Raw genomic sequence first — 16,200 nt, forward strand, 5'->3', positions numbered from 1 at the left:
ACTCGTGTATTTTAAACTAAACAACATATGGAAGCGAAATCATGTAATAGCTATGTAATATTCAGTAGATTTTGTTAACAGAATAACATCGTCTAAAGAATTATTTATGGTATACTTTTAAAGTTGGAAAAAAACAAGACCGTTTAAATTTATAGGAGGTTCGCATTGAAAAAGAAATTAACTACTGGATTAATTGCAGCGATGATGTTCGCAAGCCCATTTGTGTTGCCTACAATAGCTAAAGCAGATAGTATCCAAGAACTAGAAAAGCAAAAACAAGAACTTGAATCTAAATCAAATGACTTGAACTCAAAAATTAAAAAACAAGAAGACACATTAAATAACTTAGAATCTGAAAAGGCTAATCTCGAAGGAGATGTGAAACAGCTCCAAATAGAAATTGATGAAGTGGTCATAAAATTACACGAGCAAGAACAAAAATTAACTGAATCTAAAGAGAAAATTGAAAAGCTTAAAAAGAAAATTGAAGAGCTAAAAGAATTGATTGCACAACGAGAAGAAAAATTAGACAATCAAGCTCGCGTCGTTCAAACAGATGGCAGCTCAGAAAATATGATGGAAATGATCATGACAGCTGAAAGCTTGTCTGACTTAATTGGTCGTGTTGGAGTCATCAACCAGTTAGTATCTGCAAATAAGGATATTGTTACGGAACAGCAAAATGATCAAAAAACATTAGAATCAAATGAAGCAGAAGCTGAAAAAGAAAAAGTAGCGATTGAAAAATTAAAAGGCGAAATTGAAGTAACTAAGAATAACTTAGTCACCCAGAAAGCCGAAATGGATGATAAAATTGTTCAACTTGCTGTCCAATACGATATGACAGAAGATGAAAAGAACACGTTTGTGAAAGAACAACAAGTTGTTGCTACGCAAACTAGTGTCTTGTCGGAAGAGTTGCAACAAGAACGTCAACGAATCATTGAAGAAGAACAAGCGCGTCAAGCAGCAGCTCAAAAAGCTGCAAAAGAAGCAGCTGAACAAGCTGAGGCAGCAGAAGCAGCAGCAGCTGCTCAACAACAACAGCAGGCGAAAGCAAGCACTGAAACACCGGCTCCTTCTGCACCACAAGAGTCAAGCCAAAGTGCACCTGCGAGTTCATCAAACAGCTCAGGTTTCATTCGTCCAAGTAACGGTGTCACTACTTCGCCATTCGGTTACCGTGTCCACCCGGTTACGGGCGCTCATAAATTACATGGCGGGATGGACTTCGGCGGAAGTGGCCCAATTGTTGCTGCTCAAGGCGGAACAGTCATGGTAGCTGGATACGACAGCGGATGGGGCAATTACGTTAAAATCGATCATGGAAATGGTCTTCAAACGTTGTATGCTCATATGCAATCCGGAAGTTTGACTGTAGCTCCAGGTCAACAAGTTTCTCAAGGGCAACACCTTGGAACAATGGGAATGACAGGTACTGCTACAGGAGTTCACTTGCATTTTGAAGTTTATGTAAATGGTACTCGTGTTAATCCAGCTTCTTATCTAGGAATGTAATAAAATATGTTTTTTTAAGCCTTCCCTTTAAAAAGGAAGGCTTTTTCAGTAAACTGATAGTGAAGCGAATTATAAATTGCGGAGGCCAAAATACCCATGGAAAAAATTCTATCGACAAAAAATGAACGCGTGAAACAGTGGAAAAAGCTGCAAACAAAAAAAGGACGCGAAAAATCTGGAGCATACTTGATTGAAGGTTTTCATTTGATTGATGAAGCGTTAAAAAATCAAGCAACGATCTTAGAACTGATCATCAGCGAAACCAGCAAAGAAACTGAGGCAGTGAACTTTCCTCAAGAAAAAACGTTTATGGTATCAAATGAAATCTCAAAACAATTAAGCGAGACAGAAACGCCGCAAGGTATTTTTGCAGTCGTTCAAAAAGAGTTATTAACCAATGCTCCTATGTTAGAGAAACCTTATTTGTTTTTAGACAATGTGCAAGATCCAGGAAACTTAGGAACAATGGTGCGTACAGCCGATGCTGCTGGATTTGGCGGTGTGGTCTTAGGAAAAGGAACGGTCGACTTGTATAACAGCAAAGTCATTCGGTCAATGCAAGGCAGTCATTTTCACTTGCCTATTTATCAAGGGGATTTATTAGAATGGTTCTCTTTATTTCAAAAAAATGGTTTTCCGGTTTACGGCACAGAATTGAATAAAGATGCAGCTGCTTATCAGGACATTCCAGCACAAAAAGTTTTCGCTCTAGTGATGGGCAATGAAGGCAATGGAATGGCTCGTGAGTTATTGGATAAGACAACACAAAACGTATATATTCCTATTAAAGGCCAAGCCGAATCGTTAAACGTAGCAGTTGCTGCCGGAATCTTAATGTTTGCTTTGTCTGATCGACTTTAAAAACAAAAGACGTTCTTCGTATTCTTTATAGAAGAAACACGTTTGTTGCACAATTGTGTCTAAAATATCAAATTTTTCTTTTTTATCTTACATCTGAAGCGTTCGACTTCAAATCTATGATAAAAGAGTGTATGATAGGTGGCAAGTCGAAAGGTGACACAAACTCATAGAAAAGGAAGTCTTTGAATGATCGAACCAAAATGGAAACAAGATTTAGAATATGTGGCTTTAATTGAAGACTTGCTTAATCGCGAAGAAGTTCAAAAACTGAATGAATACACTCAACACCACTTTACAACGCGATTAGAACATTCAATTAGCGTTTCTTATCTCAGTTACCGTATTGCGAAACGATATGGCTGGGATGCAAAAGCAACTGCACGTGCGGGCTTACTTCATGACTTATTTTACTATGATTGGAGAACCACTAAATTTGACGAAGGTACGCATGCATACGTTCATCCGCGGATGGCTTGTGAAAATGCTAAAAAATTAACCGAATTAAGCGATTTAGAGTGCGATATCATCATCAAACATATGTGGTTGGCAACTGTTGCTTTACCTAAGTACAAAGAAAGTTATGTCGTCACGTTTGTAGACAAATACTGTGCAATCAAAGAAGTAGCGGTACCTTTAACGGGGAAAGCACGCAACCGTGTGAAGAGTGCGTGGGCTAGATTAAAGCCAGTAACGATCCAATAAAAATTGAATGCAATCCAAATAACCTTATTTCCTTTATCATTGGAAATAGGGTTGTTTTTTTAGTCCAAAATAAAAGGAGTAGCCCTTTAGGTTAATTCTTGGTTATAATCAAGTAGGAAGCAAAAGAAGATTTTAAAAATGAAAGCCTAAAAAGGAGAATTTACTAATGAAGATAGCCATTATAGCTGCGATGGAAGAAGAAGTTCGGCCTTTGCGCGAAAAATTAATAAATCCCAAAACAATTCAAGTAGCAGGAACCGTTTTGGAGGAAGGACTACTAAATGGCCAAGAAGTGGTTTTAGTTCAATCTCAAATTGGCAAAGCAAACGCTGCTATGTCCACTGCGATATTAATTGAACGGTTTGCTCCTGACTTTATTATTAATACAGGTTCAGCAGGAGGGATGGATAAATCTCTTTCAGTTGGAGATATTGTCGTTTCATCAGAGTCTAGATATAGCGATGTTGATGCAACTGTTTTTGATTATGCTTTAGGACAAGTTCCAGAAATGCCAGCCAGTTTTACGACAGAAGAAAAATATGTGGCATTAAGTCAAACGATTCTTTCCGATACAAAATGGCCTCATCGTGTTGTAAACGGGCTGATCCTTACTGCTGATGCGTTTATGGATGATAAAAAGCGTGTAGCAGAAATACGCAAAAATTTTCCGAGCGCTAGAGCAGCTGAAATGGAAGGTGCAGCGATCCATCAAGTAGCGTATCAATATGGTATCCCCTTTATTAATATTCGGGCATTATCAGATATAGCAGGTGAAGAAGCCGGTGAGTCTTTTAATGATCATCTGGACTTAGCAGCTGATCATTCGATGTTGTTTGTTGAAAAGTACGTTGAGAAACTAGCCTCCACTTTCTAACCAAATCAATAGGAATAAGTTCAGTCAAAGACTTAGTTTTTGACTGAACTTATTTTTTATTAACTTAATGTGTGTTGACAAAAAGTAAGCATAATGATACGATTGCCTTTAATTAGAGATATATTAATTAGAATTAAAAATCAAAAATGAAATTTTACATTAAAGGAGCAGTCAATGATGAAAAAAACAGCCGGAATACATCACATAACCGCTATAGTCGGACATCCGCAAGAAAATGTTGATTTTTATGCCGGAGTACTGGGTCTTCGTATGATCAAGCAAACGGTTAACTTTGACGACCCTGAAGTCTATCACTTATATTTTGGAGACGAAGGGGGAAAGCCGGGAACGATTATTACGTTTTTCCCTTGGGCAAATGCACAGCAAGGAAAGATTGGAGATGGACAAGTTGGTGTGACTACTTACGTTGTCCCAGCAGGCGCTTTGTCTTTTTGGGAGCAGCGTTTAGTTGAATTTAATATTGATTTTGAAAAGTATCGTCGTTTTGGAGAAGACTATTTAGCATTTGATGATGTACATGGTTTGCAGTTAGAGCTTGTAGCTCGTGAAGCAGGTGAAAAAAATGCTTATGAGTTCGCTGGAATTACAAGCGATGTGGCAATCAAAGGTTTTGGCGGAGCAACATTATTCACGCATGCTCCACTAGAAACAGCAAAAGTTCTTGAATCTACTATGGGATTAGAAAAAATTGGTGAAGAAAACGGCTTATGGCGGTTTCAATCATCTGCTGATATCGGCAATATCATTGATTTGAATATGTCTTCCGTTGGTGCTGGGCTACAAGGCGTTGGTACGGTTCACCATATTGCTTGGCGTGCGCAAGATGAAGCCGATCATTTAGCTTGGAGACAGCAAGTAATGGATAAAGGGCAACGCCCAACCCCTGTAAAGGACCGCAATTATTTTAAAGCCTTGTATTTCAGAGAAGCAGGCGGGATTTTATTCGAGATAGCATCAGATACACCCGGTTTTGCGCATGATGAGTCCTATGAAACGATGGGGGAAAAATTAATGTTGCCAGAACAACTTGAAGCACATCGTAATCAAGTTGTCTCGAATTTGATTCCCTTTGAAGTTAGAGCACTCAAGTAAATTTTAAAACAAAATGGAAATAAAGCTTTTAAAAGAATGACGAATTGGAATTGTTTCATTTCAAATCGTCGTTCTTTTTTTGTTTGGTTTAATTATCAAACCATTAAATAGTTTAATAATATTTATTGGCCACAACCTAGACTATACACGAATGCTACCCGTTCTTTTGATCGAAGCACAGCAGGTATAAATCGAGTCAGCGGACTAATTTTTCTAGCTGAACGTGAACTTTTTACAGCTTTTTTTTAATAGTAGTGTATAATACAAAAAGTAGTTGACAACTGGAAGTATATCACTTACTATTTATAACCAATTATGCTATAATATAAATCAAAAGAGGTGAAGAATCACAATGACAGTAAAAGATGTGAACCAAGATATTAGCTGTGAAACAAGACAAAGAGAAATTTGTCCAAAGTTTGAGCGTACTTTTTCTATTTTAGGAAAAAAATGGATGGGTCTAATCATCGATGTGTTATTAGAAGGCCCTCAACGTTTTAAAGATATTGCCGCAACCATTCCAAGTGTGAGTGACCGCGTATTGGTAGAACGCTTAAAAGAGCTAGAACAAGAAGGACTAGTGGCTCGAACAGTCGATCCAGAAGCAACGATGCGTGTAGCATACAGCTTAACGGAAAAAGGCGAAGGATTAAAAAGTGTTATGAATGAAGTTCAAACTTGGGCCGATGAATGGGTCTGTATGGAAGAAGCTTAATTCTAAGAACTGCTTGACTCTCTTATGACAGTTGGGTAAACTAAACAAGAAGCGAAAATAAAATAAACGTTAAAAATGATGATGGAAAAAAGTAATTTGGACAGGTCTAAACAAGAGAACAAATGCCATAGGTTGAGAGCATTTGTCTAGACAACCAGATGAACGTTCACTTCCTGAATTGACTTTGGGAATTACTGTTAAGGTAATGAAAAAAGTTCCGGTATACGCCGTTATGTAAATCAAGTGTGGATTTGTTTTTTTATGAATCTAAACAAGGGTGGTACCGCGAATCGAAGCCTCGTCCCTTTTAGGGATAAGGCTTTTTTTGCGTTTAAAAATAATGTTGAACATCAATATGCAGTCAAAAGGAGAAGAAGCATGGAATTAAAAGATAAACTAGATTTATTAAAAGAAGAAGCTCTGACAAAAATTTCAGAAGCTGCCGACTTGCCGATGCTGGATCAAGTTCGTGTTGCTTATTTAGGTAAAAAGGGCCCAATTACTGAAGTTCTTAGAGGAATGAAGGATCTTTCAGCTGAGGAACGTCCGGTCGTCGGCTCAATGGCTAATGAGATTCGTGATGCCATTGCGGTTTCGATAGAAGCACGAAAAGGCGTATTGGAAATGGAAAAAATCAATCGTGATTTAGCTAATGAAGCCATTGATGTTACATTACCTGGAAATCCGGTGCCTGAAGGACAATCTCATGTTTTAACGCAAATCATGGAAGAAATTGAAGATTTGTTTATCGGCATGGGGTATCAAATTATTGAAGGGCCCGAAGTGGAAGAAGACAGCTACAACTTTGAGCGAATGAACTTGCCAAAAAATCATCCAGCTCGTGATATGCAAGATACTTTTTATATTACGGATGAAGTTTTATTGCGGACCCATACTTCTCCAGTACAAGCGAGAACGATGGATACACATGATTTCTCTAAAGGACCATTAAAAATGATCAGTCCAGGAAAAGTGTACCGTCGCGATAGTGATGATGCAACTCACTCGCATCAATTTCACCAAATCGAAGGGTTAGTAATTTCGAAAGGCGTTACAATGGCGGATTTAAAAGGCACGTTAGAAGTCTTCGCGAAAAAACTATTTGGCGCGGAACGAGAAATTCGTCTACGGCCTAGCTACTTCCCTTTTACTGAGCCTTCGGTTGAAGTGGATGTTAGTTGTTTCAAATGCGGCGGTAAAGGCTGTAATGTCTGTAAACATACAGGCTGGATCGAAATATTGGGTGCTGGCATGGTTCACCCGAATGTGCTGGAAATGTCAGGAATCGACGCAGCTGAATACAGTGGATTTGCATTTGGTTTAGGACCAGACCGTGTCGCGATGTTAAAATATGCGATTGACGATATCCGTCATTTTTATCAAAATGATGTACGGTTCTTAAGTCAATTCAAAGTGAAGGAGTAGAATAATGAACGTATCTTATCAATGGTTAAAAGAATATTTAGATTTAACAGATATTACACCTGAGGAACTGGCGGACAAAATGTCTCGTACAGGTATTGAAATTGAAGACGTGACTATTCCAGAAGCAGGTTTGAAAAAAATCGTCGTGGGATATGCAGCAGAAGTGATAGACCATCCAGATTCTGATCATTTACATGTCTGTCAAGTTGATATCGGCGAAGCAGAATTGTCACAAATTGTTTGTGGAGCACCGAATATTGCTGCAGGCCAAAAAATCATTGTGGCTTTGCCTGGTTCAAGAATCACAGGCAACGTTAAAATCAAAAAAGGCAAAATGCGCGGACAAGTTTCCAATGGAATGATTTGTTCGTTGGAAGAGTTGGGTTATTCTGAAAAAGTAACGCCTAAACAATATGCTGAAGGCATCTATGTTTTGTCAGAAAACGCTGTTCCTGGTGAAAGTGTGTTTCCTTATTTAGCAATGGATGATGCTATTTTAGAATTGTCGATCACACCTAACCGTGCCGATGCTTTAAGCATGCGAGGAGTCGCCCATGAAGTAGGAGCAATTTACAATCAAAAACCAATGTTCAAAGGGTTCACTTTGACAGAAACAACGGATGAAAATATTGAAGATTACATCAAAGTAGCGGTTGAAAATAGTGAAGATACACCTAGTTACAACATCCGAGTGATTAAAGACGTCAAGGTCGAGGAAAGCCCGTTATGGCTGCAAACAAAATTAATGAATGCCGGAATTCGTCCATTAAACAATATTGTAGACATCACAAACTATATTTTATTGGAATATGGCCAGCCCTTACATGCTTTTGATTATGACCGATTAAACTCTAAGGAAATTCTGGTTCGCCGAGCTAAAAATGGTGAAGCATTGACGACTTTAGACGGCAAAGAACGCAACTTGTCTCCTGAAAACATTGTCATTACTAATGGTGAAAAACCGGTTGCTTTAGCGGGAGTTATGGGCGGAATGGATTCAGAGATCCAAGCAGATACGGTAAACGTAGCGCTTGAAGCAGCATTATTTGAGCCAATCGCCATTCGTAAAACGGCTAAAGAATTTAATTTGCGCAGCGAAGCGAGTTCCCGGTATGAAAAAGGCATCAACCATGCCACCATTATGACCGCTGGAGACCATGCGGCTGCTTTAATAGCTGAATTAGCGGGCGGCACTGTGGTAACCGGCAAGGCTTCAGAGAATACAGTTGAAGCAAAAGATTGTGTTGTCAGCATTACGTTAGATAAATTGAACCGCTCTTTAGGCACTGAAATCACCGCTGAAGAAGTAACAGCAATTTTTGATCGTCTTGGTTTCAAATCTACTGAAACAAATGGTTTGTTTGAAGTAGCTGTTCCGCCGCGTCGTTGGGATATTGCGATTGAAGCTGATTTGGTAGAAGAAGTAGCGCGCATTTATGGTTACGATAATTTACCGTCTACTCTGCCGACGACTGAATCTGTTCCTGGAAAACTAAATGACAAACAGCGGTTAATTCGCCATACGAGACATTATTTAGAGGGAGCAGGGCTGTCACAAGCCATCAGTTATGTTTTGACAACGCCTGAAAAAGCGAGTCAATTTATGTTGCGTGAAAGCCAAATGACCCAAATAGAGATGCCAATGAGCGAAGATCGCAGCACATTGCGCATGAACCTATTGAGCGGCTTATTGGATAATACTCACTACAATATTGCCCGGAAAAATGCGGACGTGGCACTTTATGAAATAGGTCATGTTTTCTATCAAGAAGATGGGCAGTTATTGCCATTGGAAGAAGATCATTTATCTGGTGTACTGACCGGCTCTTTGAAAGACAGCAATTGGCAGGGGAAAGCGCCTAAAGTGAATTTCTTTGACATCAAAGGTATTCTTGAAGGCTTAGTTGCCACTTACGGTTTAACAGAAGCGGTAACGTTTGTTGCTGATGAAAACCGCGAAGGTATGCATCCAGGCCGCACTGCGGCGATTTACTTGGGTGAAAAAGAAATTGGTTTTATCGGACAACTGCATCCTTTAACGGCTAAAGCTTATGAGTTGAAAGAAACGTATGCTTTTGAACTTAATTTGCAGGCCATTGCAGACGCAGATAAACATCCGACGATTTATGCTGGGATTCCAAAATATCCAGGCATGACGCGCGATATTGCATTATTAGTCGAAGAAACGGTAACCAACCAACAATTGACTGATTTGATTCTTGAAAAAGGCGGCAAGTATTTGACTGGTGTACGGTTGTTTGATATTTACCAAGGCAGCAACATTGAAGCTGGTAAAAAATCATTGGCGTATACATTATCTTATTTAAATCCTGCAGATACTTTAGTCGAAGAAGAAGTCACTAAAGCATTTGAAAAAGTAACAACGGCTTTAATTGAAACGTATCACGTGGTCGTCAGGTAAGAAGATTTCATTTGATTAGTAAAAAAATAAGGCTGAGAAAAACGGGTATATCCCTTTTTTCTCAGCCTTTATTATTGTGAAAATGTGCAGCAAATTCTGTTGTGAAGTCTATCTACTGCTACTGAAATCAGTTGTTTTAAATGTTCGAAAAGGAAAACAAGCCAAGCGATAGTTGTTTGTTTTGCTTTGGTATTATCAGTTCTGTCTGTCGCCAGCTTTTTATACCTGTAAAGATTCGCTTTTGAGACGGAAAAGGATAGTCGGGGTAAAAAGCATATGGTAAACTAGTGAAATGCAATTTTAAAAAGCAAGGAGATAAAGAAATGGAACCTAAACAGTTAAAAAAAGAAGTTACAGGACTCACAGCTTTAACAGTCGTAGTCGGAACCGTTATTGGAGCAGGAATTTTTTTCAAGCCGACTGCTGTTTATAGTGCATCAGGAGCGCCAGGTTTAGGGCTGCTGGCTTGGTTCATTGGAGGGATCATCACGATTGCGGGTGGTTTAACGGTTGCAGAGATTGGGACCATTTATCCTGAAACAGGCGGCATGATGATTTATTTGGAAAAGGTTTATGGAAGATGGCTTGGTTTTTTAGTAGGATGGGCTCAAATGATTATTTATTATCCAGCCAATTTTGGCGCTTTAGCTATTATTTTTGGAACGCAAGTCAGCAGTTTATTTGATTTACCTGATCACGTTATTGCCCCGATCGCTATTGTAACAGCGATGTTTGTAATGGCCATTAATTTTATGGGAACGAAATACAGCGGACGACTCCAAACGGCCGCTACTCTATTAAAATTGATTCCGATCGCAGTTATTATTATTGCAGGATTATCTTATCCAGGGGGAGGGACGATTCGATTGATTCCTTTTTCAATGGAAAGTCATCCTGTTGCGACTAGCTTGGGTTCTGCTTTAGTGGCGACCTTGTTCGCTTATGATGGTTGGATCAACGTAGGAGCATTGGCAGGAGAAATGAAAAATCCGGGAAAAATGCTGCCTAAAGTAATTGTCGGAGGATTATCGATCGTCATGTCCGTTTATTTAATGATCAATGTGGCTTATTTATTTGTTCTGGACAGCACACAATTGGCAGGCACCAATACCCCAGCAGCTTTAGTAGCGTCTCACTTATTCGGTGAGTTCGGTGGCAAATTGGTGACTATCGGCATCTTGATTTCTGTTTTTGGAGGAATGAACGGGTATATCATCTCTGGTATCCGTATTCCTTATGTATTAGCTACTCAAAAATTATTGCCCTTTAGTAACTGGTTTAGCAAATTAACTAAAGGAACGAATATGCCTGTAAATGGCGGTTTAGTTATTCTAGCTATTTCAATCATTATGATTTTAACAGGTCAATTTAACCAATTGACAGATTTGATTGTTTTTGTCATTTGGACATTTACGACCTTAACATTTGTGGCGGTTATCATCTTGCGAAAAACGCAGCCGCATATTAAAAGGCCCTATCGTGTTCCTTTTTATCCGATCATTCCTTTAATTGCCATTATTGGCGGAAGTTACATTATTATCAATACGCTTATCGTTCAGCCTCAAAATGCATTGCTTGGAATAGTATTGACGTTGTCTGGTATTCCAGTTTACCTTTATTGTACTAAAAAAAATCAGAAAATTTAAAAAGAGGTTGGGACAAAAGTCCCAACCTTTTTTGCATATCCGAATTTTTATTCTAGAACGTGTTCCAAAAAGCAGACCCGACGTCCACTTCACGAATAATGCTCAATGGTCTGTGACCATACTGCGCTTATCCGTTCCAGTTTCCTTAGCCCTTGCAGCTTTAGCTGCTTAGGGATACGGTATGCGAAGTAGAAGATTCGGGTCTAAACGCTTTTTGTCTCACTCCCTTTTTATTGGTCTAAAGGAATGGTTAAAAACCAGCTATTTTTTGAGCTTTTTGAGTATTGGCAAAATGCAATTTGGCATATTTGCCTAAGAGAGATAATCCGCCTCGTTTTAATAATTTAGCAGCAACTAAATCGACATTACTGCCAGCTCCAGACGGTATCCGAAGGCCAGTCTCAGCTGACATGTCTTCTAACCCTTTTAAAAAAGCAAAACGTGCAATGATCGAAGCAGCAGCTACAGCTAAATGATGGCCTTCGCCTTTAGTTTGAAAATAAACCGATTCTTTAATTTGATTGGGTTGATCTTGAATGTGTTTAAAATAAGTTGCAGGCAATTCAAACTGATCGATTAAAATGGCCTCTGGTACAACAGGTTGGATCTTCATTAAGACGTGTCCCAATGCTTGATTATGGAGCACGGCTTTCATTTTTCCTTGTGTCATAGTCGGTTGAATCGCATTGTATTTTTGAGGCATTACATTCAGCAAACTATGAGGTAAAAAAGTGACCAAATCTTTTGCGACTCGTATAATTTCTGGGTCTTTCATATCTTTTGAATCACGAACACCTAATTCTTTTAATAAAGGCAATTGTGATTTATCGACATAAGCAGCCACTACAGTCAACGGTCCGAAGTAACTGCCGTTTCCGACTTCGTCACTGCCAATGACAGACCAAGTATTAAAGCCTTTTGGTAAAGGGGTATTCAGAGAAGGAGTATTTTTTTTAGCTTTTCCAGGAATGGATTGCACTGCTTTGCTTATCCAAAGCGCAGCTTCTTGTTGTGCTGTCTGTCCTTGGAATAAAACCTTTCCAGAATTGTACGCTGTAATGTTGACGGTTGCTTTTTTAGCAGCAAATTTTCCGCCTGGTGGTGTTTTGGGTTTTAAATAATCTTCATAATATTGTTTCATTTCTTGTAAGGTTTTTGGAGAAACCGTTAGCACTTCGTTTGCCATATATGGGTACTATCCTTTCTAGCGTAAATTAAAAAGTGGGTCTATATATTTTGTTGCAGTTCTCTAGAGCATATCAAGAAACGCTAGCTAGGAACAGGAGAGAATACGTTGTTTATTATAACATAGGCTGGTGATCAGCGGAGAAGTCAACCCGCTTTTAAGTCATTCTTGAGCAGAATTTCTTTTTTTTCAGAGTTACGAGAATCGATGTTGATGAAAAACCAAAAAGATACCTGAAAAAAGTGTTACTCCTATGACTTTCATGGTAAAATAAGGGAAATGTAATTTTTAGGAGGAGTTGCAATGTCTCAAAATAAAATTAGGTATAAAGCAACCATTGCAGGGAAATCCTACACGATCATTGGTTCGAGACCTGAAGTCCATTTGAAAATGGTAGCCGAAACGGTAGATGAACAAATGCGTCAAATTGAATCATTATCAAAGGATTTGGATCCAGAGAGACGCGCTGTGCTAGCAGCGGTTAATGCTGTCTCAGACCAACTTGAAATGCAAATTAAAATGATGGAAATGCAAAATCAACTAGATGAATTAGAGTTGAAATTAAAAGAGATTCAGGAATAAAGACGCTATTATCCTGAGCGAAAAGGGTGAAAAGATGTTAATGACGATAGCAATAATAGTGATTTTAGCAATTGGAGTATATGGCGGAGCTAGAAGAGGATTGCTTTTGCAACTTGTAATGACGGTAGGCTATGTTGCTGCTTATATCGTAGCAGGCCGCTATTATAAAGAGTTAGGTTCACACTTGGAACTATTGATACCTTATCCGGCAGCAGCTGAAAACAGTCAATTTTTATTTTACAATCAAACAATAGGCTTTAATTTAGATCAAGCATTTTATAATGGAATTGCTTTTGTCTTGATTTTGTTCATTGGCTGGCTGTTGACTCGTTTTATCGGCGGCTTGTTAAATTCAATAATGTTCATACCTGTATTAAAGCAATTAAATACGCTCGGTGGTGCTGCTTTAGCTTTTGCGGTCACTTACGTAGGAATCTTTTTGATTCTTGTATTATTGACCATGCTGCCGATGGACAGCGTTCAAACAGCGTTCAGCAACAGCTCTTTGGCAAGTACGATCGTTGAAAAAACACCAGTATTATCGCAACAAATTTACGATTGGTGGATCGGGACTGCCGCTTAAGTATTCTCAGCAATAATAAATGAATAGTTCCACTTAAGAAATCGTTCTGCATTTTTTATGTGTGGACGGTTTCTTGCCATCTATTCTAGTCAGCAGAAAGACCTTTAAGAAAGAGGTGGGAAACATGAATAAAAAAATATTCAAAACGCTTGAATTTACTAAAATCATTCAAACGATGGCTGGTTTTACAGCTTCTGATTTAGGAAAAGAACAAGTGATGGAGTTAAAACCATCAACTTCTATAGAAGACGTAATGAAGTGGCAAGATGAAACAGAAGATGGCGCAACTATTTTGCGTTTGCGCGGAGGTATGCCGATTCCAAGATTACAAAATGTTCGTCCACATTTGAAACGATTGGAGATCGGTGCTTCATTAAACGGATTGGAAGTTGCTCAAATCGGCAAGATTTTACGGACTACTTCTGAAGTAAGCCGTTTTTTTGAGACACTGAACGAAACGGGCATTGAATTGAATACCTTATATCAAGTAGCCGATAACTTTATCACTACTCCAACGCTAAACCAACAAATTCGAGAAACAGTAGATGAAGACGGTAATGTACTGGATGACGCCAGCCCGGCTTTAAGAGGGATCCGTTCAGGAATCAAGCGTGGAGAAAGTGCGATTCGTGAAAAATTAGACAGTCTGGTGCGCGGGAAAAATGCCCAATATTTGACAGACGCTGTGGTTACGATGAGGAATGATCGGTATGTTATTCCCGTCAAACCTGAGCACCGTAAACAATTTGGCGGCGTAGTCCACGATCAAAGTTCAACTGGGCAAACACTATTTATTGAACCGCAAGTCGTAGTAGATTTAAATAATCGTCTGCGTCAATTGCAGATCGAAGAACGTCAAGAAATCGACCGGATCCTAGCTGAAATTTCGAATGAAATTGCACCTTACGGCAATGAGATTTTAAATAATATGTTTTTATTAGGCAAGTTAGATTTTGTCGGAGCTAAAGCGAGTTACGGTAAAAGCATTGAAGCGACACGTCCGCTTATTAGTGAAACTAATGATGTGAAGCTGTTAAGTGCCCGTCACCCGATGTTAAACCCTGAAACTGTAGTAGCTAATGATATTTTGATTGGCGGCGAACATCAAGCCGTGATCATTACCGGACCAAATACAGGCGGGAAAACGATTATCTTGAAAACGCTAGGTTTGTTGCAATTGATGGGTCAATCAGGACTGCAACTGCCAGTAGCTGAGGGAAGTCAAATGGGATTATTCACTGAAGTTTTTGCAGATATTGGTGATGAACAATCGATTGAACAAAGCTTAAGTACGTTTTCTTCACATATGACTAATATTGTTTCCGTTTTAGAGCGGATCGATAGCAATAGTTTGGTGATTTTTGATGAACTCGGAGCTGGAACAGATCCGCAAGAAGGAGCTGCATTAGCCATAGCCATACTGGACAAAATCGGGTCTATCGGCAGCTACGTGATGGTAACCTCTCATTACCCAGAATTGAAAGCTTACGGCTATAACCGTCCAGCAACCATTAATGCAAGTATGGAATTTAATGTCGATACGTTGAGCCCAACTTACCGTTTATTGATCGGTGTACCGGGCCGCAGCAATGCTTTTGAAATCTCTAAACGCTTAGGTTTAGGCAATGATGTCATCGAATCGGCACGCCAACTGATTGATTCCGAAAGCCAGGATTTAAATGAAATGATCACGGATTTAGAAAATCGTCGGAAAATGGCAGAAACAGAATACCTTGAAGTACGCCATTATGTAGACGAAGCGGAACAATTACACGCTGACCTTCAAACGGCGGTCCAACAGTTTTATAGTGAACGCGAAGAACTGCTGAAAAAAGCGCGTGAAAAAGCCAACGCACTGGTTGAAGACACCCAAGAAGAAGCGGAACAAATTATAACGGATTTGCGTAAAAAACAACTGCAACTGCCTTATGATGGTGGAGTAAAAGAGCATGAATTAATTGATGCTAAAACGAATATCTCTAATTTGCGTCATGAAGAAAAACTAGCTAAAAATAAAGTTTTGAAAAAAGCTAAAAAACAACAATCTTTCAAAGTTGGAGATGATGTCCAAGTGACCTCATTTGGACAAAAAGGTACGTTAGTAGAAAAAGCGGATAACCATCAGTGGGTCGTTCAAATGGGTATGTTGAAAATGAAAATCAAAGAAAGTGATTTAACATTAACAGCACCTGAAAAAGAGCCGACTCGCCGGATGGTTGCTTCAGTTCGTTCATCGTCAAACAGTCATGTTTCTCCTCAATTAGATTTACGCGGGGAGCGTTATGAAGATGCTTTAGCTGAATTAGACCGTTATTTGGATGCAGCATTGTTAGCAAACTATCCGCAAGTTACCATCGTGCATGGTAAAGGAACGGGTGCAATCAGACAAGCAGTGACGGAAGCATTGAAAAAACACCGTTCCGTAAAAAGTTTTGGTTATGCACCGGCAAATCAAGGTGGAAACGGAGCCACGATCGTTGAATTCAAATCTTAAGCAAGATGTTAGAAAAAGAGAACAATCTCTGCTATAATAATTATTGAGTACGAAACTTACTATTAATAAGCTTTAGAGC

General features: G+C 39.1%; 13 protein-coding genes and 1 other annotated feature. Of the genes, 12 read left to right on the forward strand and 1 reads right to left on the reverse strand.

Annotated features, from left to right (window positions below; genetic code table 11):
* Window positions 1-165: 165 nt before the first annotated feature.
* The 9 genes from NY10_RS11485 to NY10_RS11525 all read left to right on the forward strand — a co-directional run bounded on the left by NY10_RS11485 (window position 166) and on the right by NY10_RS11525 (window position 11,276).
* Complete coding sequence (locus NY10_RS11485; protein WP_058920058.1) at window positions 166-1,518, forward strand: peptidoglycan DD-metalloendopeptidase family protein; 1,353 nt, start codon at window positions 166-168, stop codon at window positions 1,516-1,518.
* Between the two features lie 96 nt (window positions 1,519-1,614).
* On the forward strand, window positions 1,615-2,379 hold the full coding sequence (locus NY10_RS11490) for a TrmH family RNA methyltransferase (RefSeq protein WP_058920059.1): 765 nt from the start codon (window positions 1,615-1,617) through the stop codon (window positions 2,377-2,379).
* A 186-nt stretch (window positions 2,380-2,565) separates the two neighbouring features.
* The gene (locus NY10_RS11495) at window positions 2,566-3,081 is read left to right on the forward strand and encodes an HD domain-containing protein (RefSeq protein WP_058920060.1); all 516 of its coding nucleotides are present in this window, start codon (window positions 2,566-2,568) and stop codon (window positions 3,079-3,081) included.
* 166 nt (window positions 3,082-3,247) lie between these two features.
* Window positions 3,248-3,955, forward strand: coding sequence for a 5'-methylthioadenosine/S-adenosylhomocysteine nucleosidase (gene mtnN / locus NY10_RS11500; RefSeq protein ID WP_058920061.1), 708 nt, complete (start codon window positions 3,248-3,250; stop codon window positions 3,953-3,955).
* Window positions 3,956-4,129: 174 nt separating this feature from the next.
* On the forward strand, window positions 4,130-5,068 hold the full coding sequence (locus NY10_RS11505; protein WP_058920062.1) for a ring-cleaving dioxygenase: 939 nt from the start codon (window positions 4,130-4,132) through the stop codon (window positions 5,066-5,068).
* Between the two features lie 352 nt (window positions 5,069-5,420).
* Window positions 5,421-5,783 (forward strand): winged helix-turn-helix transcriptional regulator, encoded by a 363-nt coding sequence (locus tag NY10_RS11510; RefSeq protein ID WP_058920063.1) that lies wholly within the window; start codon window positions 5,421-5,423, stop codon window positions 5,781-5,783.
* Between the two features lie 69 nt (window positions 5,784-5,852).
* Window positions 5,853-6,092 (forward strand) — a binding site (T-box leader).
* A gap of 69 nt (window positions 6,093-6,161) precedes the next feature.
* Entirely contained in the window at window positions 6,162-7,208 is a 1,047-nt protein-coding gene (pheS, locus tag NY10_RS11515; RefSeq protein ID WP_058920064.1) for a phenylalanine--tRNA ligase subunit alpha, read from the forward strand.
* Between the two features lie 4 nt (window positions 7,209-7,212).
* Window positions 7,213-9,630, forward strand: a complete 2,418-nt coding sequence (pheT, locus tag NY10_RS11520; RefSeq protein ID WP_058920065.1) for a phenylalanine--tRNA ligase subunit beta — start codon at window positions 7,213-7,215, stop codon at window positions 9,628-9,630.
* 323 nt (window positions 9,631-9,953) lie between these two features.
* On the forward strand, window positions 9,954-11,276 hold the full coding sequence (locus tag NY10_RS11525) for an APC family permease (RefSeq protein WP_058920066.1): 1,323 nt from the start codon (window positions 9,954-9,956) through the stop codon (window positions 11,274-11,276).
* A gap of 250 nt (window positions 11,277-11,526) precedes the next feature.
* Here NY10_RS11525 and rnhC read toward each other — a convergent pair whose 3' ends face one another.
* Entirely contained in the window at window positions 11,527-12,462 is a 936-nt protein-coding gene (gene rnhC / locus NY10_RS11530; protein ID WP_058920067.1) for a ribonuclease HIII, read from the reverse strand.
* A 303-nt stretch (window positions 12,463-12,765) separates the two neighbouring features.
* Between rnhC and NY10_RS11535 the strand changes: the two genes are divergently transcribed.
* The 3 genes from NY10_RS11535 (at window position 12,766) to NY10_RS11545 (ending at window position 16,121) form a co-directional block, all read left to right on the forward strand.
* The gene (locus NY10_RS11535) at window positions 12,766-13,044 is read left to right on the forward strand and encodes a cell division protein ZapA (protein WP_058920068.1); all 279 of its coding nucleotides are present in this window, start codon (window positions 12,766-12,768) and stop codon (window positions 13,042-13,044) included.
* Window positions 13,045-13,078: 34 nt separating this feature from the next.
* Complete coding sequence (locus NY10_RS11540; RefSeq protein WP_058920069.1) at window positions 13,079-13,627, forward strand: CvpA family protein; 549 nt, start codon at window positions 13,079-13,081, stop codon at window positions 13,625-13,627.
* A 124-nt stretch (window positions 13,628-13,751) separates the two neighbouring features.
* Entirely contained in the window at window positions 13,752-16,121 is a 2,370-nt protein-coding gene (locus NY10_RS11545) for an endonuclease MutS2 (RefSeq protein WP_058920070.1), read from the forward strand.
* Window positions 16,122-16,200 lie beyond the last annotated feature (79 nt).

It is taken from the genome of Carnobacterium sp. CP1 (assembly GCF_001483965.1).
GTDB classification, from domain to species: Bacteria; Bacillota; Bacilli; order Lactobacillales; family Carnobacteriaceae; genus Carnobacterium_A; species Carnobacterium_A antarcticum.

Coding starts and splice junctions, on each gene's coding strand:
- NY10_RS11490 (WP_058920059.1), top strand. CDS start 1,615: ATGGAAAAAATTCTATCGACAAAAAATGAACGCGTGAAACAGTGGAAA.
- NY10_RS11495 (WP_058920060.1), top strand. CDS start 2,566: ATGATCGAACCAAAATGGAAACAAGATTTAGAATATGTGGCTTTAATT.
- mtnN (WP_058920061.1), top strand. CDS start 3,248: ATGAAGATAGCCATTATAGCTGCGATGGAAGAAGAAGTTCGGCCTTTG.
- NY10_RS11505 (WP_058920062.1), top strand. CDS start 4,130: ATGATGAAAAAAACAGCCGGAATACATCACATAACCGCTATAGTCGGA.
- NY10_RS11510 (WP_058920063.1), top strand. CDS start 5,421: ATGACAGTAAAAGATGTGAACCAAGATATTAGCTGTGAAACAAGACAA.
- pheS (WP_058920064.1), top strand. CDS start 6,162: ATGGAATTAAAAGATAAACTAGATTTATTAAAAGAAGAAGCTCTGACA.
- pheT (WP_058920065.1), top strand. CDS start 7,213: ATGAACGTATCTTATCAATGGTTAAAAGAATATTTAGATTTAACAGAT.
- NY10_RS11525 (WP_058920066.1), top strand. CDS start 9,954: ATGGAACCTAAACAGTTAAAAAAAGAAGTTACAGGACTCACAGCTTTA.
- rnhC (WP_058920067.1), bottom strand. CDS start 12,462: ATGGCAAACGAAGTGCTAACGGTTTCTCCAAAAACCTTACAAGAAATG.
- NY10_RS11535 (WP_058920068.1), top strand. CDS start 12,766: ATGTCTCAAAATAAAATTAGGTATAAAGCAACCATTGCAGGGAAATCC.
- NY10_RS11540 (WP_058920069.1), top strand. CDS start 13,079: ATGTTAATGACGATAGCAATAATAGTGATTTTAGCAATTGGAGTATAT.
- NY10_RS11545 (WP_058920070.1), top strand. CDS start 13,752: ATGAATAAAAAAATATTCAAAACGCTTGAATTTACTAAAATCATTCAA.